The following is a 22,436-nucleotide window of genomic DNA, read 5'->3' as shown; positions in this document are numbered from 1 at the left end:
GGTCCACCGCCGGCTCCCTCCGGGGCCGGGCCGGCACGGTGGTCGGCGCCGCGCGGGCCCGCCCCGGGGAAACCGCGGGTGACGCCGGCTCGTTGACAGTCCGTGGGCCGTGCCCGGCCGCCGGTCACGCCGGCCTTCCGGGGCGCGACGGGGGTCGGTGACCTGGGCCGCGGGTGCCGGTAATGTTCTTCGGGCGGCACGTGCCCGCCGCCAGGGAAGGGGACGAACACGCCGTGACGCCGTCCGAACCGGGATTCCACGGGCCCGCGGGCGAGACCGCCCCGGCGCCCGCCGCCGCACGACCGGCCGCCCACCCGGCACCCCCGCCGGTGCCCGGGCCCGCCGAGCCGCCGCGCGGCCTCGCCGCCCCGTACCCGGGCAGCCCGCCACCGCCGCCGGCGGTCCAGCAGGCGGGCCCGGCCGGCTACGGCGCCGGTCGGCCGGCGCCGGTGGCCGCCGGGCCGTGGCCGCAGCACGGCGCGCCGGCACCGCACCAGCCGCCCGCCGGCCCCTACCCGCACCCGCGTCCCGGGGGCGCTCCGTCCGCGCCGCCGCCGCCCATGCCGGCCGATCCGGCGGGGCCGCCCAGCGGCGGCTGGGCTCCCACCGGGCAGTTCCCGCTGGCGTCCCCCGTGCCGCCGGCCACCGGCGGTCACCTGACGCCGCCGCATCCGGGCGGTCCGCACCCCGCCCGGCCGGTCGCGGTGCTGCTGATCGGCGCCGCCGGCGCGGGCAAGACCACGGTGGCCCGCCACTGGGCCGAGCACCGCCCGGTGCCCACCGCCCAGATCAGCCTGGACGACGTCCGCGAGTGGGTCCGCGCCGGGTTCGCCGACCCGCGCGCCGGGTGGAACGAGAACTCCGAGGCCCAGTACCGGCTGGCCCGCCGCACCTGTGGCTTCGCCGCGCGCAACTACCTGGCCAACGGGATCTCCTGCATCGTGGACGACGCCGTCTTCCCCGACCAGCCGGCGGTCGGCCTCGGAGGCTGGAAGCGGCACATCGGGCCGGAGCTGCTGCCCGTGGTGCTGCTGCCGGGCCTGGAGGTCGTGCTGGAGCGCAACGCCCGCCGCACCGGCACCCGGCGGCTCTCCGACGAGGAGGTGGCCAGCATCCACGGCCGGATGGCCGGCTGGTACGGCTCCGGGTTGCCGATCATCGACAACTCGCGGCTGGACGTCGCCGAGACGGCCGCGATGCTCGACCGGATCGTGGCGCGCAGCCTGGGCGCCGCCTGAGCCTCCCGCCGCGCGGGCCCGGGCCGGACCGCGCCCGTCGGGGCCGGGCGGTCGCCGGGCGGCGGCCACGCCAACGGCCCAAGGCGGGGCGCCTCGGGCGGACGCCCGGGGCGGCGGTGCGTACGCTCGAAGCATGTCCGAGGCCCATGTCGAGCGTCGGCTCCGGCTGCGCGAGCGGTGCGCCGCCCTCGGCGGTTCGGCGGCCCTGATCAGCCATCCGGCGAACGTGCGCTACCTGACCGGCTGCGCCGTGCCCGGCGCGGCGGTGCTCGTCGCCGGGGCGGGCCGGGACGGCACGCCGGGCGCCGTCACGCTGCTGGCCGTCCCGGACCGGCCGTGGGTGGGCGACGAGGTGCGGGACGAGGACGTCCGCCGCGCCCTGCGCGGCCAGGAGATCGAGGTGATCACGGCCCGGGGCGCGGATCCGGATCCGGTGCCGCTGCTGGCCGGGCGGGCGGCCACGGCGGGGCGGCGGGTGGGCGGCCCGGTCTCGGCGGAGCGGCTGCTGGTGGAGGAGCACCACCTGACGGTGGAACGTCACCGGGCGGTCGGGGAGGCCGCCGCCGGCCGGGCCCTGGGTTCGCTGGACCGGGCCGTCGAGCGGCTGCGCGCCACCAAGGACGCGGAGGAGATCGCGGCCGTGACCGAGGCCGCCCGGATCGCCGACCGGGCGCTGGCCGAGCTGCTGGAGTCGATCCTGGTGGGCCGCACCGAGCGGCATCTGGCGATGGAGCTGGAGCGCCGGATGGCCGACCACGGGGCGGACGCGGACTCGCGGGTGGTCTCGGTGGGGTCCGGGCCCAACTCGGGGCTGCCGGGCCACCGTGCCGACCAGCGGCGGGTGGAGGAGGGGGACTTCCTCACGGTCGAGCTGGACGCCGTGCACTCCGGCTACCACTGCGCGATCGCCCGGACGTTCCTGGTCGGGGCGGTCCCCGAGGACTGGCAGAGCCGCCTGTACGAGCTGGTGTTCGCCGCCCAGCGGGCCGGCCGGGAGGCGCTGCTCCCGGGCGCCGGCTACGGCGACGTCGACGCCGCGGTGCGGCGGGTGCTGCGGGAGACGGCCCCGGTGGCCGCCCACGCCGCCGCGGGCGGGGTGCCCGGCGGCCCGCCGGAGGAGCCGGCCGGCCTGGGCGTGGCCGGCGCGGTCGACGTGACGGGTGTGGCGCGGGCGGCGGGCGGGTCGGGGCCGGTGGCGGGGGAACCGGTGGGGCGCCCGGGGGTGCCTGCCGACCGCACCGCCGGGCCGGTGGGACACGGGGTGGGGCTGGAGAACGTCGAGCACCCGCTCATCGCCCCGGAGGCGGTGGGTAGACTGGGGCCTTGCATGCCGGTCACCGTCGAACCGGGGGTGCACATCCCGGGGCGCGGCGGGGTCCGCATCCAGGACACCCTCGTCGTCCGCCCCGCGGAGGACGGTGGCCCCGAGCTGCTCACCATCACGACCAAGGAACTGCTCGTCCTCTAGGGTTGGCCTTTCCCAGGGCGGCGGGTCCCGGGGCGGTGGGTGAGCGAGCGTCCTGGCCCCGCCCACCCCGCGCACGTACGGGTCCGGGGCAACCCCCGGTCCCGAGTCCGACATCTTCTCAGGAGACACCGCAACCGTGGCCACCACGAACGACCTCAAGAACGGCCTGGTGCTCAAGCTCGAGGGCGGCCAGCTCTGGTCCGTCGTCGAGTTCCAGCACGTCAAGCCCGGCAAGGGTGGCGCCTTCGTGCGCACCAAGCTCAAGAACGTGCTCTCCGGCAAGGTCGTCGACAAGACCTTCAACGCCGGCACCAAGGTCGAGACGGCCACCGTCGACAAGCGCGGCATGCAGTTCTCCTACAAGGACGGTGCCGACTTCGTCTTCATGGACACCGAGACCTACGAGCAGCTGAACGTCTCCCCGCAGACGGTCGGCGACGCCGCGAACTACATGCTGGAGGGCCAGGAGGCCATCGTGGCGATCTACGAGGGCCAGCCGCTGTACGTCGAGCTGCCGGCCTCCGTGGAGCTGACCGTGGAGTACACCGAGCCGGGTGTGCAGGGCGACCGCTCCACCGGCGGCACCAAGCCGGCGCGGCTGGAGACCGGCTACGAGATCGGCGTCCCGCTCTTCATCACCACCGGTGAGAAGGTCAAGGTCGACACCCGCACCGGTGAGTACCTCGGTCGGGTGAACAGCTGAGTGGCTGCCCGTAGCACTGCCCGCAAACGCGCCGTACAGATCCTGTTCGAGGCCGACCACCGCGAGGTCCCGGTCCGCGACGTGCTGGCCGACTGGGTCGGCCGCGCCGAGCCGCCGGTGAACGAGTACACCATGGACCTGGTCGAGGGGTACTGCGAGCACACCGAGCAGATCGACCGGCTGATCTCGGAGTACGCGGTGGGCTGGACCCTGGACCGCATGCCGATCGTGGACCGCAACATCCTGCGGCTCGGCGTGCACGAGCTGGTCTGGGTGGATGACGTCCCGGACGCCGTGGTGCTGGACGAGGCGGTGCGGATCGCCAAGGAGTTCTCCACGGACGAGTCTCCGGCGTTCGTCAACGGCCTGCTGGGCCGGATCAAGGCGCACAAGGCGAAGATCCAGCGCTGACGTCGGGCGTTCGACGTCGAGCGCCGCGCGAGGGCCCCACCGGGCCGGCCGTGAACACGGGCCGGCCCGGTGGGGCCCTCGTCGTCGTCCCCTCCGGACCGATTCACCCGGACGGGCCGGTGGTGTCGACCGGCATGCCGCCCCGTGACGGTGCGGGCGATGAGTAGCCTGATGGTCGCGCTCCGCAGTCGAGCGTGCGCCCAGGGTGGCGTGACCGGGTGGGAGGTGGCCGATGAGCGCGAGACGGGTCCGCTCGTCCGAGGAACTCGCTCTGGAGCACCTGCTCGCGCGGCTGCCCCGGCCGCGCCGGGGCGCGCTCCGCCGCGGCGGCGGGGGCGGCGCCGCCGGCGACGGCGCCGAGGCGTCCGCGCCGCGGACGGCGCGGGCGCGGGAGGCGGGGGAGGCGGGCGATTCGGACCCCGCCGGGACGATCCGACGGCTGACCGCGCTGCTGCACGCGGCCCTGGCCGACCCGTCGGTCCCCGCGCCCACGGTCGACCGGGCGCTGGGCGCGCTGCGGACCACCCGGGCGGCGGCCGGCCGTGATCCCGGTCCGCTGCCGGTGCTGCGGCTGCGCTGGGCCATGCTGACCGGTCGCCGGGCCGCCGCGGCGCGGGCGGCGGAGCCGCTGCGGGACGGCGGCGGGCCGCCCGGGGAGCCGGCGCCGGCCGAGGCGCGCCGCGCGGCGCCCCGGGATCCGCACGCCGCGGACACCCGCTGCCGGTCCTGTGAGCTGCTGGAGTACGCCCGCTGGCTCACCGCCGAGGAGCGCTGGGCCGGGGCGCTCGGCGTGCTGGACGCGGTCGAGGCCGCCCCGCGGGGCTGCCGGACCGCGCCGGCCCGGGCCCGCGCGCTGGCGCTGCTGCCGGCCCTGCGGGCGCTGGGCGCCGGCGAGGCGCGGCTGCGCTACGCGGCGGCCTACTCGGATCTGGCGGAGTCGGAGGCCACGACCGCCCCGGCGTGGCGGCTCGGGGAGCCGCGCGGGGCGTGGGACGGGCATCGGGGTGGGGACGGGGGGCGCCGGTGGGACGGCGCGCCGCCGGAGCGGCTGGGGGAGCGGACGCGCACCACCCTGCTCGCCCAGCACCTGTGTTTCGCGCTGGCCACCGGCAACCGGGCGCTGGGCCGGGCGCTGTGGGAGCGCCACGGCGTGGCGCCGCCCGCCGTCGGGGAGGACGGCCGGGCGTGGGCGCCGCCGGGCGTGGCCGTGCCGGGGGAATGGGGAGAACCGGGGGAGTCGGCAGAACCGGGAGAACCGGGAGAACCGGGAGAGCGGGCGGAGCCGGGGGCGGGGGAGGAGCCGGTCCCGCATCCGCTCGACGCGGTGCTGCTGTACTCCTGCGCCACGGCGCTGCTCGCCCCGGTCTCGGCCCGGCCGGTGACCGCGGGGCGGGCGCCCGGGGCGCGGCGGCCGGTGCGCCGGGGTCGGCCGTCGCCCGTGGGCGGCGGCTTCGGGCTCTCCGGCGGCACCCGGGCGGCCGGGGAGTCCGCGCGGGGCGGACTGGCGGTCGTGGTGCGCGGGCCGGCCGGGGGGTCGGGGACGTCGGAGGGCCGGCCCGCCGGGGGTGCTGACGGCGGGGGTGGTGACGGCGGGGCGGTCGGTTGGGCCGGCCCGGATCCGGCGGGGCCGCGGGAGCGTGCCCTGGGGTTGGCCCGTGGCCATGACGCGCGGGCGCGCCGGCGCACCCGGTGGGCGGAGCAGGCGGCGCTGCTGTGCGCGGGGCGGCTGCCGGCCGGGGAGCTGTCGCTGGGCGGGGCGGCGGCGACCCGGGAGCCGCTGCGTCTGGGGCTCGGCGAGCCCCGGGGGGCGGTGGTGGCGCGGCCGCGTGCCGCCGGGGCGGTGGCGCGGCGGTCGGATTCCCCGGGGGGCGGGTGGGACGCTCCGGCGGGGGCGGCGGGGGGTTCGGCGGCGGGGCGGGAGCGGCCGGCGCGTGGCTTCGGCCGGTGGGGGCGGCTGGAGGGCACCGGTCGGCCGGCGGCGGGACGCGCGCCGGGTTCCGGGGCGGCCGGGGAGGACGGTGCCGCCTGGGCCGCCGGGCCGGGGCGGCGCGAGCCGCGTGGGGCCGCCGAGTGGATCGCGCTCGCCTGCGACCTGAGTCTGGACGGCGACGCGCGGGCGGAGGAGGCCTGGCGCCGTGCCCGCGCCGCGCTGGCCCGGGATCCCCAGGCCGGGCCCGCGGAGCGCGCCCTGGCCAGCACCGGGCGGGCCTGGATCCGGCTGGCCGCGGGCTTGCCGGACGACGTTCCGGAGTCGCTGGAGCCGGCGGTGGAGGCGCTGCGCGAGGCCGGTCGTGGCCGGGACGCGGCCCAGGTCCGGGCCCTGCTGGGGCTGGCGCTGGCCCTCACCGGCCGCCGGCCGGTCGGGCTGCGGCTGCTGGACGCCGCGGTGCGGCGGCTCGGGCCGGACACCACGGCCCTGTCGGGGGCGGCGCGGCTGGAGCACGCCCGGGCGGCTGCCCGGGTCCGGCTGTGGCGGGCGCGGGCGCTGCTGCGGGTGCGCTCCGGTCCGGTGCCGGATCCGCCGCTGCTGGCCGTTCCGGAGGCGCTGGCCGAGGCGCCGCCGGACGCGCCGGTCGCCGTGGACGGCCGCACCGTGTGGTCCGGGTCCGCGGGCCCGGCCGGATCCGCCGAGTCGTCGGCCGGGGCGGATCCGGCCGCCGCGTACCGGATGGCCGCCCGGGACCTCGAGGAGGGCTGGCGGATCGCCGTGGCGCACCGTCTGGAGACGGAGGGGGCGCTGCTCTACGCGGCGCGGGCGCAGCTGCTGCACGCCCGGCGGCCGGCGGTGGCCGAGCGGCTGCTGATGGACGCGGTGCGGATGTGGACGCGCAACCGGAGGCTGGCGCCGCTCGCCGCCGGCTGGCACTGGATCGGCATGCACCGCGAGGCGCTGGGGCTGGTGCGCTCGGCGCTGCAGGCCCAGGAGCGGGCCTGGCGGTTGCTGTGCGCCCCGGTGGCGGGCGCCGAGGCGCGCCTCGCCGCGGGCCGGTCCCGCGAGGGGTGGGTGGGGGAGCGGGCCCTGGACAGCCGGGTGCTGGCGGCCCGGGCCCGGCTGCTGGTGGCGGACGGGCAGCCGGAGCGGGCGGTGGCCGCCGCGCTGCCCGCCGTGCTGTTGCACGAGGACCGCGGCGAGCCGCTGGCCGCGGGGATCGCCCGCGGGCTCTACGGGGCGGCGCTGTCGGCCGCCGGCCGGCCGGCCGCGGCGGCCGGGGCGTTCGCCGCGGCGCTGCGGGACCTCGGCGCGGCGCCGGACGGCGGCGCCACGCCCGGGCCCCCTCAGGGGCGGGCGGGCGGGGTGTGGCCGCCGGCCGCCGAGCAGGCGCACGTGGCCGACCGGGCGCTGCTCGCCGAGGATCTCGCGGAGGCGCTGCTGGCCAGCCACCGCCCGGGCCCCGCCGCCGCGCGTTGGCGTCAGGCGGGCGAGGAGTGGGCGGCGTGCGGCGCCGCCGGCGCGGCGGCGGGGGCGGTCGGCCGTGCCGCGGAGCTGTTCGACGCCGCGGGCCGTCCTGGACCGGCGGCACGGTGCTACGCCCGTGTCGTGGTGTTGCTCCGGGCGGCGGGAGCCGGTCCGGAACGGGTGCTGCGGGCGCACCTCGGGTTGGCCGAGGCGCTCGCCCGGGTGGGCGACGTCGCGGGCGCGCGGGCGGCCTACCGGGCCGCCGACGAGGAGGCCGCGGGGCTGGATCCGGATGAGCGCCCGGAGGTTCCGGGGCTGCGGGACGCGCTGGCGCGGACCGTGGCGGGCCGGTCCGAGCCTGCCCACCCGGTGCGGAGGCAACGTTTCTGCTGAGACGCCGCCCACCGCCGGGCGGGCAGGCGCCCCGGACGGCCCGTGGGCCGTCCCAGCCGTCGCCCCGCCAGCCGGAGGATCAGGACTTCTGCTGGTCCACCGCGCGGCGCGCGTCCGGGTTGAGCACGCCCCAGCTGATCAGCTTCTCGGTGAGCACCGAGGGGGACTGGTCGTAGATCACGGCGAGCGTGCGCAGGTCGTCCTGGCGGATCGAGAGCACCTTGCCGTTGTAGTCGCCGCGCTGGCTCTGGATCGTGGCGGCGTAGCGCTGCAACGGAGCGGCTTCCTCCGTCGGCACCTGCTGCAGCTGCTCCAGGTCGAGCACCAGACGCGGCGGTGGCTCGGCGGCCCCGCCTGGCGTGCTGCCCGGCAGCAGCTCCTGCACCGGAACGCCGTAGAACTGGGCGAGCTCGGAGAGCCGCTGGACGGTCACCGCACGGTCGCCGCGCTCGTACGAGCCGACGACGACGGCCTTCCAACGGCCCTGGGACTTCTCCTCCACACCGTGCAGGGACAGCCCCTGCTGGGTACGGATCGCCCGCAGTCTGGCTCCGAGTTGCTTGGCGTAGTCGCTGGACATCTGGCTCCCCAGACGAAGTGGATGGCTGGCCGGACGCCGGCGGCGCCCGGGATTCGCGGCCGGTTGCCCCGTGTCCGCCGGCGGGTCGGACCCGTGGCGGTGTACGGCGCGCGCGGCCCAATCACCGAAAGTGAGACTACGTAGCGTGATATTGCCCAGTCAAGCCGAGCCCTCCCGGACCGCGGTGGACCCGCCCGGCGGACCCGGCGGCGGGGCGCGCGGGCCGTGGCGCCAGGGCCGGCCCGGGGCCCGCCGCGCGGGAGGTCCGGGGCCCCCGCCGGGGGGACCTCCGCGCCGGCTGTTAGGGTGAATGGCGTCCGACGTCCTTTAACGTCCGTCCCGTGAGGCGGGCAAGGAGGTCCCTTCCATGAGTGCTTCGCGGGAGACTCCCGCACAGTCGCCGCCGACCGGCAGGCCGGTGGCGGCGTCCGGTTCGGCCCCCTCGGGCGCCGCGGGCTTCGACCCCGCCACCGCGCGCCCGGTGCTGGAGGCGCCGGAGATCGACCGCGCCCTGACCCGCATCGCCCACGAGATCGTCGAGCGCGCCAAGGGCGCCGGCGACGTGGTGTTGCTGGGCATCCCCCGCCGCGGGGTGCCGCTCGCCCGGCGGCTCGCCGAGCGCCTGGCCCGCATCGAGGGCCGCGAGGTGCCGGTGGGCTCGCTGGACATCACGATGTACCGCGACGACCTGCGGATGCGCCCCACCCGGGCCCCGGAGCGCACCTCCATCCCGCCGGTCGGCGTCGACGGCCGGCTGGTCGTGCTCGTCGACGACGTGCTGTTCTCCGGCCGCACCATCCGCGCCGCCCTCGACGCCCTCGGCGACATCGGTCGCCCGCGGGCCGTCCAGCTCGCCGTGCTCGTCGACCGCGGCCACCGCGAGCTGCCCATCCGCGCCGACTACGTGGGCAAGAACCTGCCCACGTCGCTGCGCGAGACGGTCAAGGTGCTGCTCGACGAGCACGACGGCCGCGACGCCGTGCTGATCGGCGACCGCGGCTGACGGTGCCGTCGCCCCGCGCCATCCGCTCGTTCCCGCGGCCGTGCCCCGGCCGCCGCCCCAGCCTGCCCGACACCCGCGCGGACGCCCCGCGCCGCCCGGCGCGCCCCGGCGCCCCGGACGCACGCCGCGCACCCATCCTTCGGAAGTGATCCCGGTGAAGCGCCACCTGATCTCGGCGGCCGACCTGAGTGTCGAGGACGCCATCCTCATCCTCGACACGGCCGAGGAGATGTCCCAGGTCGCCTCGCGACCCATCAAAAAGCTGCCGACGCTGCGCGGACGCACCGTCGTCAACCTCTTCTTCGAGGACTCCACCCGCACCCGCACCTCCTTCGAGCTGGCCGCCAAGCGGCTGTCCGCGGACGTCATCAACTTCTCCGCCAAGGGCTCGTCGGTCTCCAAGGGCGAGAGCCTGAAGGACACCGCGCTGACGCTGCAGGCCATGGGCGCCGACGCGGTGGTGATCCGGCACAGCGCCTCCGGCGCCCCGCACCGGCTGGCGCACTCCGGCTGGATCCACGGCAGCGTGCTCAACGCCGGCGACGGCACCCACGAGCACCCCACCCAGGCCCTGCTGGACGCGTTCACCATGCGCCGGCGCCTGGCCGGGGCGCCGGACGGCGGGCCGGTCCCGCACGGCGAGGCCGGCGACGGCACCGGACGCGACCTCGCCGGCCGGCGGGTCGCCATCGTCGGCGACGTGCTGCACAGCCGGGTGGTGCGCTCCAACGTGCACCTGCTGACCACCCTGGGCGCCGAGGTGACCCTGGTCGCGCCGCCGACCCTGCTGCCGATCGGCGTGGAGAGCTGGCCCTGCCGGGTCTCCTACGACCTCGACGAGGTGCTGCCGAAGAGCGACGCGGTGATGATGCTGCGGGTGCAGCGCGAGCGGATGAACGCCGCCTTCTTCCCCACCGAGCGGGAGTACTCCCGCCGCTACGGGCTGAACGCCGAGCGCGTCGCCCGGCTGCCCGAGCACGCCATCGTGATGCACCCCGGTCCGATGAACCGGGGCATGGAGATCACCGCCGAGGTCGCGGACTCCGCCCGCTCCACCATCGTCGAGCAGGTCACCAACGGCGTCAGCGTGCGCATGGCCGCCCTGTACCTGCTGCTCGGCGGCGCCGACCTCGCTGCCTCGGACTCCGGAAGGTGAACGCCCAGATGACCACCTCGCAGACCACCCACCTGATCCGGGGAGCCCGTCCGCTGGGCGGCGCGGCCGCCGACGTCGCCGTGGTGGACGGCCTGGTCGCCGCCGTCGGCGACGGCGCGGCCGCCGCCGCGGGCGAGGGCGCCCACGTCGTCGAGGCCGACGGCCTGATCCTGCTGCCCGGCCTGGTCGACCTGCACACCCACCTGCGCGAGCCCGGCCGCGAGGACTCCGAGACGGTGGCCAGCGGCACCCGGGCCGCCGCCCGCGGCGGCTACACCGCCGTGCACGCCATGGCCAACACCTTCCCGGTGGCCGACACCGCCGGCGTCGTGGAGCAGGTCAAGCGCCTCGGCGACGAGGCCGGGCACTGCGACGTCCACCCGGTCGGCGCGGTCACCGTCGGCCTGGAGGGCAAGCAGCTCGCCGAGCTGGGCGCCATGGCCGACTCCGCCGCACGCGTCCGGGTCTTCTCCGACGACGGCAAGTGCGTGGACGACGCCCTGATCATGCGGCGCGCCCTGGAGTACGTGAAGGCGTTCGACGGCGTCGTCGCCCAGCACGCCCAGGAGCCGCGGCTGACCACCGCCGCGCAGATGAACGAGGGCACCGTCTCCGGGGAGCTGGGCCTGGCCGGCTGGCCGGCGGTGGCCGAGGAGGCGATCATCGCCCGCGACGTGCTGCTCGCCGCGCACGTCGGCTCCCGGCTGCACGTGTGCCACGTCTCCACCGCCGGCTCCGTGGAGCTCATCCGCTGGGCCAAGTCCAACGGCTGGGACGTCACCGCCGAGGTCACCCCCCACCACCTGCTGCTCACCGACGAGCTGGTGCGCTCCTACGACCCGGTCTACAAGGTCAACCCGCCGCTGCGCACCGCCCGCGACGTGGAGGCGCTGCGCGCCGGCCTCGCCGACGGCACCATCGACGCGGTGGCCACCGACCACGCCCCGCACCCCGCGGAGGACAAGGAGTGCGAGTGGGCCGTGGCCGCCATGGGCATGGTGGGCCTGGAGACCGCGCTGTCCATCGTGCAGCACGCGATGGTCGACACCGGGCTGCTGGACTGGGCCGGCGTCGCCGACCGGATGTCCTTCCGCCCGGCCCGGATCGGGCGCCTGGACGGGCAGGGCCGTCCCATCGCTCCCGGTGAGCCCGCCAACCTCACCCTGCTCGACCCGGCGTACCGTGGCACCGTGGAGCCCTCCGGCTTCGCCTCGCGCAGCCGCAACACCCCGTACCGCGGCATGGAACTGCCCGGACGGGTGGTCGCCACCTTCCTGCGCGGGCGCCCCACGGTCCTCGACGGGAGCATCGCGTGACACTGCTGCAACTGCTGGCCGCGGCCGAGGGCGACCCCCGGTCCCAGGAGGTCACCAACTGGGGTGAGCGCCTGGGCTGGACGGCCGTGATGGTCGCGCTGGTCGCCGTCGTGTACTGGTCGATGTGGCGCGCCTGGCGACGGCGCGCCGCCCGCCAGGGCGACCTGCCCGAGCTGCCGCAGCCGCCGGCCGAGCCGGGCCCGGTGCTGCTGACCGGCACCGGCCGGTACCACGCCAGCACCACCGCCGGCGAGTGGCTGGACCGCATCGTCGCCCGGGGCCTGGGCACGCGTAGCCTGGCCGAGCTGACCCTCACCCCCGCCGGGTTGCACGTCGGCCGCCCCGCCGCCACCAGCTTCTTCGTCCCGGCCGCGGCGCTGCGCGGCGCCGGGATCGGCCACGGCGTGGCCGGCCGGGTCTTCCCCGAGGGCGGCCTGCTCGTGGTCACCTGGCAGCACGGCGAGCGCGTCCTCGACTCCGGGTTCCGGATGGACGACTCGGCCACCCACGAGGAGTGGGCCGACCGGATCGCCCGCGTGGCCGCTGCCGCGCGCCCCGACGCCGCCGACGCGGGGGCGCTCGCCACGGCGTCCCCCGCCGGACCCCCGAACCACCCGCACGACCAGGAAGGCGCACGATGACGACCGCCCCTACCGGGGAGCAGCTTCCCCACCCGACCACCGCCGGCGGCGGCCCCGCCGTCCTGGTCCTTGAGGACGGCCGCACCTTCCGCGGACGCGCCTACGGTGCCGTCGGCCAGACCGTCGGCGAGGCCGTCTTCTCCACCGGCATGACCGGCTACCAGGAGACCCTGACCGACCCGTCGTACCACCGCCAGGTGGTCGTGATGACCGCCCCGCACGTCGGCAACACCGGCGTCAACGACGAGGACCCGGAGTCCCGCCGGATCTGGGTCGCCGGCTACGTGGTCCGCGACCCCGCCCGCCGCGCCTCCAGCTGGCGCGCCCGGCGCGGCCTGGAGGAGGAACTGGCCGCGCAGGGCGTCGTGGGCATCAGCGGCATCGACACCCGCGCGCTCACCCGCCACCTGCGCGAGCGCGGCGCCATGCGGGTCGGCATCTTCTCCGGCGACACCCTCACCGGCGCGGCGCCGGACACCCTGCTGGAGCGGGTGCTGGCCGCCCCGGCCATGGAGGGCGCCGACCTGTGTGGCGAGGTCACCACCGCCCAGCCGTACGTCGTCCCGGCCATCGGCACCAAGCGCTTCACCGTGGCCGCGATCGACCTCGGCATCAAGGCGATGACCCCGCACCGGATGGCCGAGCGCGGCATCGAGGTGCACGTGCTGCCCGCCACCACCAGCCTGGAGGAGGTCCACGCGGTCGCCCCGGACGGCGTGTTCTTCTCCAACGGCCCCGGCGACCCGGCCACCGCCGACCACGCGGTCGCCCTGATGCGCGGGGTGCTGGAGCGCCGCACGCCGGTCTTCGGCATCTGCTTCGGCAACCAGATCCTCGGCCGGGCCCTCGGCTTCGGCACCTACAAGCTGAAGTACGGGCACCGCGGCATCAACCAGCCGGTGCAGGACCGCACCACCGGCAAGGTGGAGGTCACCGCGCACAACCACGGCTTCGCCGTGGACGCGCCGCTGGACCGGGTCAGCGAGACCCCCTACGGGCGCGCCCGGGTCAGCCACGTCTGCCTCAACGACGACGTCGTCGAGGGGCTGGAGCTGCTGGACCGGCCTGCGTTCAGCGTGCAGTACCACCCCGAGGCCGCCGCCGGCCCGCACGACGCCCGCTACCTCTTCGACCGCTTCGTCTCACTCATGGCCGCGAACGCCACGGCCGGCACCACCGCAGGGAGCTGACGTGCCCAAGCGCACCGACATCGAGTCCGTCCTCGTCATCGGCTCCGGTCCCATCGTCATCGGCCAGGCGTGCGAGTTCGACTACTCCGGCACCCAGGCCTGCCGCGTCCTCAAGGCCGAGGGCCTGCGCGTCGTGCTGGTCAACTCCAACCCGGCCACGATCATGACCGACCCGGAGTTCGCCGACGCCACCTACGTCGAGCCGATCACCCCCGAGTTCGTCGAGAAGATCATCGCCAAGGAGCGTCCCGACGCCCTGCTGCCCACCCTCGGCGGGCAGACCGCGCTGAACACCGCGGTGGCCCTGGCCGAGTCCGGCGTCCTGGAGAAGTACGACGTCGAACTGATCGGCGCCAACATCGAGGCGATCCGCCTCGGCGAGGACCGCGACCTGTTCAAGGGTGTGGTGGAGCGGGTCCGCGAGCGGGTCGGCCACGGCGAGTCCGCCCGCTCCGTGATCTGCCACACCATGGACGAGGTGCTCGCCGGCGTGGAGGAGCTCGGCGGCTACCCGGTCGTGGTCCGCCCCTCCTTCACCATGGGCGGCGCCGGCTCCGGCTTCGCCCACGACGAGACCGAGCTGCGCCGCATCGCCGGCACCGGCCTGGCGCTCTCCCCGACCACCGAGGTGCTCCTGGAGGAGTCCATCCTCGGCTGGAAGGAGTACGAGCTGGAGCTGATGCGCGACCGCAACGACAACGTCGTGGTCGTCTGCTCCATCGAGAACTTCGACCCGATGGGCGTGCACACCGGCGACTCCATCACCGTCGCGCCGGCCATGACGCTGACCGACCGCGAGTACCAGGTGCTCCGCGACATCGGCATCGAGGTCATCCGCGAGGTCGGCGTGGACACCGGCGGCTGCAACATCCAGTTCGCCGTCAACCCGGAGGACGGTCGGGTCATCGTCATCGAGATGAACCCGCGGGTCTCCCGTTCCTCCGCCCTGGCCTCCAAGGCCACCGGCTTCCCGATCGCCAAGATCGCCGCCCGGCTGGCCGTGGGCTACTCCCTGGACGAGATCGCCAACGACATCACCGGCGAGACCCCGGCGTCCTTCGAGCCCACCCTCGACTACGTCGTGGTCAAGGTGCCGCGGTTCGCCTTCGAGAAGTTCCCCTCCGCCGACACCACCCTCACCACCACCATGAAGTCGGTGGGCGAGGCCATGGCGATCGGCCGCAACTTCCCCGAGGCGCTGAACAAGGCGCTGCGCTCCCTGGAGCGCAAGGGCGCCGCGTTCTCCTGGGCCAAGCCGGTGGCCGAGCTGCCGTCCAAGGCGGAGCTGCTGCACGCCGCCGCCCGCCCCACCGACGGCCGGATCAACGTGGTGATGGACGCCATCCGGGCCGGCGCCACCGCCGACGAGGTGTACGCCGCCACCGGCATCGACCCGTGGTTCGCCGACCAGCTCGTGCTGATCGACGAGATCGCCCGCGAGGTCGCCGACGCCGCCGAGCTCACCCCCGAGCTGCTGCGGCACGCCAAGCGGCACGGCCTGTCCGACGCCCAGATCGCCGAGCTCCGCTCGATGCGCGAGGACGTGGTCCGCGAGGTGCGGCACGCCCTCGGGGTGCGCCCGGTCTACAAGACGGTGGACACCTGCGCCGCCGAGTTCGCCGCCCGCACCCCGTACCACTACTCGTCCTACGACGAGGAGACCGAGGTAGCGCCGCGCACCAAGCCGGCCGTGCTGATCCTCGGCTCCGGGCCCAACCGGATCGGCCAGGGCGTCGAGTTCGACTACTCCTGCGTGCACGCCTCCTTCGCGCTGCGCGAGGCCGGCTACGAGACCGTCATGGTCAACTGCAACCCGGAGACCGTCTCCACCGACTACGACACCTCCGACCGGCTGTACTTCGAGCCGCTCACCCTGGAGGACGTCCTGGAGGTGGTGCACGCCGAGCGGCAGGCCGGCCCGGTCGCCGGGGTGATCGTGCAGCTCGGCGGCCAGACCCCGCTCGGCCTCGCGCAGGCCCTGAAGGACGCCGGCGTGCCGATCGTCGGCACCTCCCCGGAGGCCATCGACCTCGCCGAGGAGCGCGGCGCCTTCGGCCGGCTGCTGCACGAGGCCGGGCTGCCCGCCCCCAAGCACGGCACGGCCTTCTCCTTCCCCGAGGCCAAGGCCATCGCGGACGAGATCGGCTACCCGGTGCTGGTCCGCCCCTCCTACGTGCTGGGCGGGCGCGGCATGGAGATCGTCTACGACGAGCAGATGCTCGCCGCGTACATCGAGCGCGCCACCGAGATCAGCCCCGAGCACCCGGTGCTGGTGGACCGGTTCCTCGACGACGCCATCGAGATCGACGTGGACGCCCTCTACGACGGCCAGGAGCTGTACCTCGGCGGCGTGATGGAGCACATCGAGGAGGCCGGCGTCCACTCCGGCGACTCCGCCTGCGCCCTGCCGCCGATCACCCTCGGCGGCCACGACATCAAGCGGCTGCGCGTCTCCACCGAGGCCATCGCCCGCGGGGTCGGCGTGCGCGGCCTGATCAACATCCAGTACGCGCTGGCCGGCGACATCCTGTACGTGCTGGAGGCCAACCCGCGCGCCTCGCGCACCGTGCCGTTCGTCTCCAAGGCCACCGCCGTGCCGCTGGCCAAGGCCGCCGCCCGGATCTCGCTGGGCGCCACCATCGCCCAGCTGCGCGCCGAGGGCATGCTCCCGGCCACGGGCGACGGCGGCACCCTGCCGATGGACGCGCCGATCGCGGTCAAGGAGGCCGTGATGCCGTGGAGCCGCTTCCGCGACCCGCAGGGCCGCGGCGTGGACACCGTGCTCGGCCCCGAGATGCGCTCCACCGGCGAGGTCATGGGCTTCGACGCGGTGTTCGGCACCGCCTACGCCAAGTCGCAGGCCGGCGCCTACGGCGCGCTGCCGACCTCCGGGCGGGCCTTCGTGTCGGTCGCCAACCGCGACAAGCGGGCGATGATCTTCCCCGCCCGCACCCTGGTCGAGCTGGGCTTCGAGCTGCTCGCCACCTCCGGCACCGCCGAGGTGCTGCGCCGCAACGGCATCCCCGCCCGCACCGTGCGCAAGCTCAGCGAGGGGCCGGGGCCGGACGGCGAGCGCGAGATCGTCCAGCTGATCCACGACGGCGAGGTGGACCTCATCGTCAACACGCCCTTCGGCACCGGCGGGCGCCTGGACGGCTACGAGATCCGCACCGCCGCGGTCAGCCGCGGCGTGCCCTGCCTGACCACCGTGCAGGCGCTGGCCGCCGCCGTGCAGGGCATCGAGGCGCTGCAGCGCGGCAAGGTCTCCGTGCGCTCCCTCCAGGAGCACGGGGACGCCCTCGGCGCCGTCCGGGCGGCCGAGCGCGCCGTCGCCGCCGCCGGCGCCACCACCACGCCGACGAAGGGAGCCTGAGACCGCATGGCCAACCCCCTCCAGGTAGCCGCCGAGGTCGTCTCGCTCCAGCCCGCGGGCGCGTACCACCACCTGGTGCTGCGCGCCCCGGGCGTCGCCGAGCGGGTGGAGCCCGGGCACTTCGTGGCCGTCGCCATCGGCGGCCGCGACTCCGCCACGCTGCTGCGGCGCGCCTTCTCCATCCACCGCGCCGACGAGGCCGCCGGCACCGTCGAGGTGGTCTTCGCCGAGCACGGCAAGGGCACCCGGGAACTCGCCCGGGTGCGGCCCGGCGACCGGCTCGACGTCGTCGCCCCGCTCGGCACCCCCTTCCCGGTGCCGTCCGGGCCGGCCACCGCGCTGCTGGTGGCCGGCGGCTACGGCAGCGCCCCGATGTTCGCCCTGGCCGAGCGGATCCTCGACCAGGGCGGCCGGGTCGGCTTCATCCTGGGCGCCGCCACCGCCGACCGGCTCTACGGCGTCGACCAGGCGCTCGCCCTCACCCCGGACGTCGTCGTCACCACCGACGACGGCTCCGCCGGCACCCGCGGGCTGGTCACCGGCCCGCTCGCCGAGGCCATCGCGGCCACCGGCGCCCAGGCCGTGTACTCCTGCGGCCCGATGGCCATGCTGCGCGCCGTCACCGAGATCGCCACCGCGCACGGCGCGCGCAGCTGGACCGCCGTGGAGGAGTCCATGGCCTGCGGCGTCGGCGTCTGCATGACCTGCGTGCTGCCGGTCGTCGGCAACGACGGGGTCAGCCGGTTCGTCCGCTCCTGCGTGGACGGGCCGTGCTTCGACGGAACGAAGGTGCGCTGGAGCGACGTCGGCACCATCCCCGCCGACGTCGAGGGCGCCGCCGCGATGGGAGTGCGCTGACCATGATCGAGACCACCGCCGCCGGCGGCGCGGCCTCCACCACCCAGGCGGTGGGCGGTCCGGTCGCCGCCCACCAGGTCGACATGACCGCCGCGCTGGGCCGCTCCAGCCTGCCGAACCCGATCACCACGGCCTCCGGCTGCGCCGGCTACGGCCGCGACCTCGCCAAGTTCTTCGGGCTCGACGAGATCGGCGCGATCACCACCAAGACGATCATGCCGTACCCGCGGTCGGGCCGGGCCACGCCGCGGATGGCGGAGACGCCGTCGGGCATGCTCAACTCCATCGGCCTGCAGGGATCCGGCATCGACGCCTTCGTGGCGCACGAGCTGCCCTGGCTCGCCCAGCGCGGCGCCCGCACCATCGTGTCGATCGCGGGGGAGCGGGTGGAGGAGTTCGCCGAGTCCGCCGCCCGGCTCACCGGCGTCCCGGGCGTCGTGGGCATCGAGGTCAACATCTCCTGCCCCAACGTCGCCGACCGGGGCCTGGTCTTCGCCTGCAACCCGGCCACCTCCTACGACGTCATCCGCGCCGTGCGGGAGGTCGCCGACCCGGCGCTGCCGGTCTACGCCAAGCTCTCCCCGGACGTCACCTCCATCGTGGAGATCGCCCGCGCCTGCGTGGAGGCCGGCGCCGACGGCCTGTCCATGATCAACACCCTGCTGGGGATGGAGATCGACACCACCCGGCTGCGCCCGGCGCTCGCCGGCGTCACCGGAGGCCTGTCCGGGCCGGCGATCCGCCCGGTCGCCGTGCGCTGCGTGTACCAGGTGTACGCGGCGATGCGGGCCGGCGTGATGCCGGAGGTGCCGATCCTGGGCATGGGCGGCATCCGCAGCGGCCTGGACGCCCTGCAGTTCCTGCTGGCCGGTGCCTCGGCCGTCTCGGTCGGCACGGTCATCTTCAACGACCCCGGCGCCCCGGTGCGGATCCTCGAGGAACTGCGGGACGCCCTGGCGACCCGCGGCTTCTGGCGGCTGGCCGACGCCGTCGGCGCCGCCCACCGCTGACGCCCCGCCGGCCCGGTCGAGCCCGGGCCGGCGGGACGCACCCCACCCCCGGCCCGTCCCATCCCGCCGCCCCCGCCCGTGACGACGGGCCGACCCTGGAGCAGAACCCGTGCCGCACCACCCCACCGCCGACGCCGCCCCCGCGCCCAGGCCCGCGCCGGAACCCTTCGGCGCCCGGCTGCACCGCTCGGTCGAGGCCAGGGGCCGGCTCTGCGTCGGCATCGACCCGCACGCCTCCCTGCTCACCGCCTGGGGGCTGGACGACGACGTCGCCGGGCTGGAGCGCTTCACCCGCACCGTGGTGGAGGCGCTCGCCGACCGGGTGGCCGTCCTCAAGCCGCAGTCGGCCTTCTTCGAGCGGTTCGGCAGCCGGGGCGTCGCGGTGCTGGAGCGCGCCGTGGCCGACGCCCGCGCCGCCGGGGCGCTGGTGCTGATGGACGCCAAGCGCGGGGACATCGGCTCCACCATGGCTGCCTACGCCGACGCCTACCTCAGCCCGGACAGCCCGCTGTTCTCCGACGCCGTCACCGTCAGCCCCTACCTGGGATTCGGCTCGCTGCGGCCGGCGGTCGACGCGGCCCGCGCCGCCGGCTGCGGGCTGTTCGCCCTCGCCCTCACCTCCAACCCGGAAGGCGCCTCGGTGCAGCGGGCCGTGGGCGCGGACGGCCTGCCGGTGGCCGCCGCCGTGCTGCGCCGGCTCGCCGAGGAGAACGCCGGGGCGCGGCCGCTCGGCTCCTTCGGCGCGGTGGTCGGCGCCACGCTGGCCGACCCGGGCGTCGACCTGGAGATCAACGGGCCGCTGCTGGCGCCGGGGGTCGGCGCCCAGGGCGCCACGCCCGCCGACCTGCCGCGGGTGTTCGGCCCGGCGGTGCGCTCGGTGCTGCCCAGCGTCAGCCGCGACGTGCTCCGGCACGGCCCGGGCGTCGGCCCGCTGCGGGAGGCCGCCGCCCGGCTGGTGGACGAGGTGCGCGCGGCCCTGGGGACCGACGGCTGACCCGGTGTGGCGCGCGCGGCGCGGCCCGGCGGGCATGTTGGGTCGCCGTGCCGGTGGCGAGCGCGTGATCATGGGGGAATGGCCGAGGCATTCACCACGCGCGTGATCGACATCATCACCGGATCCAGTGAGACCGTGCACGACCTGACCGCCGCCTGCGCGTCCTTCCTGCGTGAGGTGGCCCCGGGGCGCGACGGGCTGCTCAACGTCTTCATCCCACACGCCACCGCCGGCGTCGCCATCATCGAGACCGGGGCCGGCAGCGACGACGACCTGCTGGCCGCGCTGCGGGACCTGCTGCCCGCGGACGACCGGTGGCGGCACCGGCACGGCAGCCCCGGTCACGGCCGTGACCACGTGCTGCCGGCGTTCGTGCCGCCGCACGCGACGCTGCCGGTGGTCCGCGGCGCGCTGGAGCTCGGCACCTGGCAGTCGGTGGTGCTGGTGGACACCAACCGGGACAACCCGCGCCGGCAGGTCCGGCTGTCCTTCCTCGGGTAGCGCGTCACTTCCCGGCCACCGGGGACGGGTTGACGGCCGGGACCCTGCGGCCCCACCGGCCCGCGTGGCACCGGTGACCCGCCGGTGCCGCCGGGAGGACCTTCGAACGGGCGTCGAAGGGGCCCTGCCGGGGTGCCGGCGGGCCGTCCGGAGACGATAGCCCTTGCTACGGCAAGGTGTCCGAATGGAATCGCCGGCAGGTCTCCCCCATGACGGAGGTGTGAACTAATATGGAAAGCGCTTTCCTCAGAAAACACCGCCGACCCCTGGTGCGGGCCGGTGTCTTCATGGAAGATGAAACATCAGATGTCCGACGTTCTCACCCTCGGGAGCCTGTCCCGTAGGGGCGGCCGGAAGTGCGCTAGGAGGCTCTCGTATGCAGGGGACCGTGCAGCAGACGGCATCCACGACGGCGCGGCCCGCCGAAACCTCGTTTCTGACGCCGGAGGAGCAGCGCATGCTCCAGCTGCTGGCGGACGGGCTGCCGTTGGATTCCGTGGCCCGGCGGATGTGCACGTCCAGCCGGACGCTGCGCCGCCGGATCCGGGCGGTCTGCGACCGGCTCGGGGTGCAGGCGCCGATACAGGCGGTCGCCTGGGCGGCCCGGCGTCACCTGATCTGAGGCAGGCGCCCCGTTCCGGGGTGGGGACGCCGGCGCGCGGGGCGCGACCGGTACGACACTTCGGCCCTGTCCGCGCTGGCGGACAGGGCCGAAGTGCGCTCACGGCGAGTGAGACGGACGTGTGGGGGAAGCTCCCGCGACTGGACTCGAACCAGTAACCTGCCGGTTAACAGCCGGACGCTCTGCCAATTGAGCTACGCGGGATCGCTGCTGTGCCCACTACTTTAGACCATCCCGGCGGGTGCCCCGCACGGGCTTCCACCGGCCGGCGCCGGCCGGCCACCGCCCGTTCGCGGGGCGACCGGGCGTCCCCGGAACTGCCGAGGGCCCGTGGCGCCGAACGCGCGCCACGGGCCCTCGGCCGAGGGGGCGTCAGCCGCGGCCGTCGCCGCCCGTGACGGAGGCCGCCGCCGCGGTCTCCGCGTCTCCGCGCTGGCCGGGCACCGCCGGGGCCTCGACGCCCTCGGCCGGGGCGCCGGCGGCGGCCTGTGCGGCCTGCTCGGCGCGCTCCAGCCGCCAGCCGCGGATCGACCAGGCCAGGGCCGCGGCCCAGACCAGGTACAGCAGGATGTACGGGATGGTCCGGGAGTCCGCGGGAACGTCGAAGGAGCGGAAGAGCGTCCGGGCGTTGGTGATCACCACCAGGCCGCCGACCGACGCGCCGAGCAGCCGGGTCGGGAAGCGGCTGACCAGCCAGGCGGCCAGCGGCGCGGCGATCACGCCGCCGGTGAGCAGGCCGGCGACCACCACGAACGGGATGTTCTCGTCGCCGAGGGCGAGCAGGAAGCCCACGCTGGCCGACACGGCCACCAGGAACTCGGCGGTGCCCACCGAGCCGATCACCTTGCGCGGGGGGATCCGGCCGGTGCCCAGCAGGGTCGGTGTGGCGATCGGGCCCCAGCCGCCACCGCCGGTGGAGTCCACGAAGCCGGCGACCACGCCGAGCGGGGCCAGGAAGCGCTTGCCGACCCTGCGGCTGGGGCCGGTGGCGGCCTTCGGCGGCCGGAAGGTGAAGCGGATGAGCAGGTAGGCGCCGAGCACCACCAGGATGGTGGACGTCCACGGAACGGCCGCCTCGGTGGACAGGTTGGAGAGCACCGTGGCGCCGGCGAAGGCGCCGATCGCGCCGGGAATGGCCAGCGGCAGCACCAGGCGCCACTCCACGTTGCCGAACCGCCAGTGCGAGGCACCGGAGGCCAGCGTGGTGCCGATCTCGGCCAGGTGGACCGCGGCGGAGGCGGTGGCCGGCGCGGAACCGGCGATCAGCAGCAGGGTGGTGGACGTCACCCCGTAGGCCATGCCCAGGGTGCCGTCCACTAGTTGGGCACCCAGGCCCACCAGGGCGAAGATGATGAAGCGCTGCACGGGGACTCCCGGAAGTGTGCGCATGCCCCGCCCCCGCCGTGCGGTGACGCGCGGCGGTGCGGAGCGCGGAACGTGGCGTGGGCAGGCGCCGTCGCACGGCGGGAGCCGCGGGGCGTGGCGGCTGGATCGTCGTGGAACCGTGGCGATGGCCTGCGCGTCGCCGCGCGGCAGGAGGTTGCCACGGGGCGGGACCGACTCGGCTGAGCGGGTGCCTGAG

18 protein-coding genes and 1 tRNA gene are annotated in these 22,436 nt (G+C 76.1%); 16 read left to right on the top strand and 3 right to left on the bottom strand.

The features are described from left to right. Window positions 1-233 precede the first annotated feature (233 nt). From FHU37_RS09680 to FHU37_RS09660, 5 genes are all read left to right on the top strand, one after another. Entirely contained in the window at window positions 234-1,238 is a 1,005-nt protein-coding gene (locus FHU37_RS09680) for an AAA family ATPase (RefSeq protein WP_376773915.1), read from the top strand. A 133-nt stretch (window positions 1,239-1,371) separates the two neighbouring features. Next, window positions 1,372-2,706, top strand: a complete 1,335-nt coding sequence (locus FHU37_RS09675; protein ID WP_179813812.1) for a M24 family metallopeptidase — start codon at window positions 1,372-1,374, stop codon at window positions 2,704-2,706. A 136-nt stretch (window positions 2,707-2,842) separates the two neighbouring features. After that, a complete protein-coding gene (efp, locus tag FHU37_RS09670; protein ID WP_179813811.1) occupies window positions 2,843-3,409 on the top strand; it encodes an elongation factor P in 567 nt (188 codons plus the stop codon). Further along, window positions 3,410-3,820, top strand: a complete 411-nt coding sequence (nusB, locus tag FHU37_RS09665) for a transcription antitermination factor NusB (RefSeq protein WP_179813810.1) — start codon at window positions 3,410-3,412, stop codon at window positions 3,818-3,820. A gap of 232 nt (window positions 3,821-4,052) precedes the next feature. Next, on the top strand, window positions 4,053-7,610 hold the full coding sequence (locus FHU37_RS09660) for a hypothetical protein (RefSeq protein ID WP_179813809.1): 3,558 nt from the start codon (window positions 4,053-4,055) through the stop codon (window positions 7,608-7,610). Window positions 7,611-7,689: 79 nt separating this feature from the next. Here the strand turns inward: FHU37_RS09660 and bldD are convergent, their stop codons facing one another. Continuing rightward, window positions 7,690-8,190: a transcriptional regulator BldD gene (gene bldD / locus FHU37_RS09655; RefSeq protein ID WP_179813808.1), complete on the bottom strand. Its 501-nt coding sequence runs from the start codon at window positions 8,188-8,190 to the stop codon at window positions 7,690-7,692. Between the two features lie 367 nt (window positions 8,191-8,557). Between bldD and pyrR the strand changes: the two genes are divergently transcribed. From pyrR to FHU37_RS09600, 11 genes are all read left to right on the top strand, one after another. Next, window positions 8,558-9,193, top strand: a complete 636-nt coding sequence (gene pyrR, locus FHU37_RS09650) for a bifunctional pyr operon transcriptional regulator/uracil phosphoribosyltransferase PyrR (RefSeq protein ID WP_179813807.1) — start codon at window positions 8,558-8,560, stop codon at window positions 9,191-9,193. Window positions 9,194-9,347: 154 nt separating this feature from the next. Continuing rightward, window positions 9,348-10,349, top strand: a complete 1,002-nt coding sequence (locus FHU37_RS09645) for an aspartate carbamoyltransferase catalytic subunit (protein WP_179816144.1) — start codon at window positions 9,348-9,350, stop codon at window positions 10,347-10,349. 8 nt (window positions 10,350-10,357) lie between these two features. Then, a complete protein-coding gene (locus FHU37_RS09640) occupies window positions 10,358-11,665 on the top strand; it encodes a dihydroorotase (protein WP_179813806.1) in 1,308 nt (435 codons plus the stop codon). Further along, window positions 11,662-12,306: a PH-like domain-containing protein gene (locus FHU37_RS09635; protein WP_312892521.1), complete on the top strand. Its 645-nt coding sequence runs from the start codon at window positions 11,662-11,664 to the stop codon at window positions 12,304-12,306. The genes FHU37_RS09640 and FHU37_RS09635 overlap by 4 nt, the downstream gene beginning before the upstream one ends. Further along, the gene (gene carA, locus FHU37_RS09630) at window positions 12,303-13,496 is read left to right on the top strand and encodes a glutamine-hydrolyzing carbamoyl-phosphate synthase small subunit (protein WP_179813805.1); all 1,194 of its coding nucleotides are present in this window, start codon (window positions 12,303-12,305) and stop codon (window positions 13,494-13,496) included. Before FHU37_RS09635 ends, carA begins: the two co-directional genes overlap by 4 nt. A 1-nt stretch (window position 13,497) precedes the next feature. Then, window positions 13,498-16,869, top strand: a complete 3,372-nt coding sequence (gene carB / locus FHU37_RS09625) for a carbamoyl-phosphate synthase large subunit (RefSeq protein WP_179813804.1) — start codon at window positions 13,498-13,500, stop codon at window positions 16,867-16,869. 6 nt (window positions 16,870-16,875) lie between these two features. Continuing rightward, window positions 16,876-17,727: a dihydroorotate dehydrogenase electron transfer subunit gene (locus FHU37_RS09620; protein ID WP_179813803.1), complete on the top strand. Its 852-nt coding sequence runs from the start codon at window positions 16,876-16,878 to the stop codon at window positions 17,725-17,727. Window positions 17,728-17,729: 2 nt separating this feature from the next. Further along, a complete protein-coding gene (locus tag FHU37_RS09615; protein ID WP_179813802.1) occupies window positions 17,730-18,737 on the top strand; it encodes a dihydroorotate dehydrogenase in 1,008 nt (335 codons plus the stop codon). A 109-nt stretch (window positions 18,738-18,846) separates the two neighbouring features. Further along, entirely contained in the window at window positions 18,847-19,731 is an 885-nt protein-coding gene (pyrF, locus tag FHU37_RS09610) for an orotidine-5'-phosphate decarboxylase (RefSeq protein ID WP_179813801.1), read from the top strand. A gap of 78 nt (window positions 19,732-19,809) precedes the next feature. Next, on the top strand, window positions 19,810-20,232 hold the full coding sequence (locus tag FHU37_RS09605; RefSeq protein ID WP_179813800.1) for a YjbQ family protein: 423 nt from the start codon (window positions 19,810-19,812) through the stop codon (window positions 20,230-20,232). Window positions 20,233-20,620: 388 nt separating this feature from the next. Next, on the top strand, window positions 20,621-20,854 hold the full coding sequence (locus FHU37_RS09600; RefSeq protein WP_312892520.1) for a LuxR C-terminal-related transcriptional regulator: 234 nt from the start codon (window positions 20,621-20,623) through the stop codon (window positions 20,852-20,854). Between the two features lie 131 nt (window positions 20,855-20,985). Here the strand turns inward: FHU37_RS09600 and FHU37_RS09595 are convergent. Continuing rightward, a tRNA-Asn gene (locus FHU37_RS09595) sits at window positions 20,986-21,058 on the bottom strand. 168 nt (window positions 21,059-21,226) lie between these two features. After that, window positions 21,227-22,219 (bottom strand): sulfite exporter TauE/SafE family protein, encoded by a 993-nt coding sequence (locus FHU37_RS09590; RefSeq protein ID WP_179813798.1) that lies wholly within the window; start codon window positions 22,217-22,219, stop codon window positions 21,227-21,229. Window positions 22,220-22,436: the final 217 nt, after the last annotated feature.

It is taken from the genome of Allostreptomyces psammosilenae (assembly GCF_013407765.1).
GTDB classification, from domain to species: Bacteria; Actinomycetota; Actinomycetes; order Streptomycetales; family Streptomycetaceae; genus Allostreptomyces; species Allostreptomyces psammosilenae.
This window is presented reverse-complemented; position numbering and strand designations above follow the sequence as displayed.